This window comes from Ruegeria sp. YTSC004 (assembly GCF_059609805.1).
Map to the genome: position 1 here is coordinate 1 of NZ_JBXWMJ010000037.1, position 2,721 is coordinate 2,721.

Annotated in this window: 3 protein-coding genes; all 3 read right to left on the reverse strand. The window is 52.7% G+C overall.

The annotated features are described in order from the left end of the window. Window positions 1–180: 180 nt before the first annotated feature. A complete protein-coding gene (gene mgrA, locus AC2FFP_RS23250) occupies window positions 181–1,248 on the reverse strand; it encodes an L-glyceraldehyde 3-phosphate reductase (RefSeq protein WP_496770988.1) in 1,068 nt (355 codons plus the stop codon). A gap of 125 nt (window positions 1,249–1,373) precedes the next feature. Next, on the reverse strand, window positions 1,374–1,898 hold the full coding sequence (locus tag AC2FFP_RS23255) for a cysteine dioxygenase family protein (RefSeq protein WP_496770985.1): 525 nt from the start codon (window positions 1,896–1,898) through the stop codon (window positions 1,374–1,376). 225 nt (window positions 1,899–2,123) lie between these two features. Then, window positions 2,124–2,393: an HlyU family transcriptional regulator gene (locus AC2FFP_RS23260; RefSeq protein ID WP_496770982.1), complete on the reverse strand. Its 270-nt coding sequence runs from the start codon at window positions 2,391–2,393 to the stop codon at window positions 2,124–2,126. Window positions 2,394–2,721: the final 328 nt, after the last annotated feature.

The following is a 2,721-nucleotide window of genomic DNA, read 5'->3' on the forward strand; positions in this document are numbered from 1 at the left end:
TCTAGGCGACGACCGCTCCAATGTAACGCAGACATGCAAGCGATACCATCTGAGGGCGGCTTGGTCCGCAAGGCGGACATTCAGCGGAATTAACCGAACGTCTGCTTCGAGCCCAAAGCAGAAACGCCATGCGATTAAGCAGAAGAACCTGCTAGCACCAAAAATCAGTGGTCAACAATCTTACTCAATTTCCGAGGATCGCGCCCAGAGATTGATTTCCTCTTCCGAGCTTACCTCGTCAATCTTAGCGAGTTCCGCTTCGGTAAATTCCAAATTCTGGACCGCACCTACGCAATCCACGATCTGCTCAGGTCGCGAAGCGCCAATAAGGGCTGTCGATATCCGGTCACCTCTCAGCACCCAAGCAAGCGCCATCTGAGCTAATGATTGACCGCGTGACGCCGCTATGTCGTTTAGAGCCCTGACACTCGTCAATGAACGTTCGTTGATCATGCCGTCCAATAGAGACTTGCCTTGGGTCGCACGACTGTCTTCGGGAATGCCGTTCAGATACTTCGATGTCAAAATACCCTGGGCAAGTGGCGTGAACGCAATCGATCCCACGTTCAATTCGTCAAGCGTATCCAACAGCCCGTCCCGCTCAACCCAACGGTTGAGTAGGTTATACGACGGCTGATGAATCAGGCACGGCGTGCCAAGGTCTTTCAAGATGGCCAGCGCTTCGCGCGTTCGTTGCGAGTTGTAGCTTGAAATTCCGACGTAAAGTGCGCGCCCAGAGCGCACTATATAGTCTAAGGCTCCCATAGTTTCTTCCAGAGGGGTATCTGGATCGTAACGGTGGGAATAAAAGATATCTGCGTATTCTAACCCCATCCGCTTGAGCGACTGATCACAAGAGGCCACAAGATACTTTCGTGATCCCCACTCCCCATAGGGACCCGGCCACATATCATACCCTGCCTTGGTAGATATGATGAGTTCGTCCCGATAGCCTGCGAAATCAGTTTTTAAAATTTCACCGAATGCTTCTTCCGCCGATCCCGGCGGTGGGCCATAGTTATTTGCTAAATCAAAGTGCGTTATACCCAAGTCAAAAGCAGTGCGGCAGAGATCGCGCTTTGTCTGGTGTGGCGTATCTCCACCGAAGTTGTGCCATAGCCCAAGGCTTATCGCGGGTAGCTTTATGCCAGACTGCCCACAACGGCGATAGACCATTTGCTCGTAGCGGTCTGGATTGGGAAGAAATGGGCGTGGACGAGGCTTCGGGGGGCGTTGTAATTTGCTCATCTATCCATAATCCGCGATCATCACCCCGTGTCAATTCAACCAGATAGTAATCGGCAATCAGCGAAGCCTGCCGGATAGACGGAACATGCCTCAGGCATTGCCAACGCAGATTGTCAAACTGCAAACTAGTCCTCGAATAACGCGCGAACCTTCGACATGTCATACGCATGTTCCGTCAGGTTTTCAGGGTCCCATTCGCTTCGCTCAGCTTCAAAAAAATCCCCGCCGTACACGTGGATTGCTCCGGTCAACTTGGGGATAGGGTTTGTAACCGAGTGAATGAGGTCCCTACCAAGCGGAGCATATTCACCCGTCGACAATGCTCGAGCCCCCGCCGCTTCAATGCGTCCGTTAGGGTCATCTGCTACGCGCCGCCAAAAAATGTTATCTTCTCGGCCACCATAAATACCGATCACGGCCCACATTTCGTGATTATGGGGCATTATGGTCATTCCTGGCTTCCATACGACGTTGACGATTGTCAGATCACCTGACTTGTAAATGGGAAAGATACCGCTTTCGGTCGGCTCTCCCAAGGCTTGCGTCACGCCCGCGGGATCGCGCATCGCCCGGTCCACCACCTCAGCCACCGATTTGTGAGACACGTCCTGATCTACTGCGGTCCGGCAGTCCGCTACAAACTGTTCCATGTTCCACATATCTTCAGCCCCCAATTGCATACGATAAATGCAACAGGGTAGCACAGGCAGTAAAATTGGCGAAATTGGGACCCAGATTGCAGCTGCATGTATCGGGTATCTAAGACTTTCAATGACTGCTTGGCCTGCTTAGCGTTCTTTCGCCAGATCGGGGCGGATGTCTAATTTGCGGAACCATCCGTCGATTGCATCGCATACATTAGGTTGTCTGTTTGCTTAATCGAAAATGCGTTCGCCCTGCTCGTCGATCACCTGTTTCGCCTTTGCGATGCAGAAGCTTTCGCCCTGATCCCGGGTCTCAAAAACATCCGCCCGGATCACAGTATGGGTCTTGCGATCTCCGTCGATGGTCTTTTCGATACGGGCTAGAAGGCGGTATTTGCCCCCTTCGGGCATCAGGTCCGGAAAGATTTCGAACCCTCTGTAAGAGACTGGCTCAAGCTCCGACTTTTCACCACCACCAAAGAGTTTAGAGAAGAGGGACATTGGGCGGTTCCTTTCAGCGTTACTATGACGGGAGAATAGCGCCGCTTAGGACAGGCGTGAAGCATGTCGTGCTATCACAACATTTGCCTTCGATCCGTTGGCACGCTCCTTGCGTTGCCTAGTACGTCCAGATCCGCGGTAGAAGTCCATTCCCCACACCACGCTCCCTTGTAAGACTGTCCAAACCGCCATTCTGACACGCCGCCGCCGACGACCGCTTTGAGCCCAAAACCGACACCGAAGAAAATGCAAGACGACGCCAAAAAGTAGCGTCGCCCGATAGTCGCGGCTGTCGCTTTATTCTACCAGTTCCAGATCACCAGGACGC

Excerpts from the sequence above, each read along its gene's own strand:
- mgrA (WP_496770988.1), bottom strand. The coding sequence starts at position 1,248 with ATGAGCAAATTACAACGCCCCCCGAAGCCTCGTCCACGCCCATTTCTT.
- AC2FFP_RS23255 (WP_496770985.1), bottom strand. The coding sequence starts at position 1,898 with ATGGAACAGTTTGTAGCGGACTGCCGGACCGCAGTAGATCAGGACGTG.
- AC2FFP_RS23260 (WP_496770982.1), bottom strand. The coding sequence starts at position 2,393 with ATGTCCCTCTTCTCTAAACTCTTTGGTGGTGGTGAAAAGTCGGAGCTT.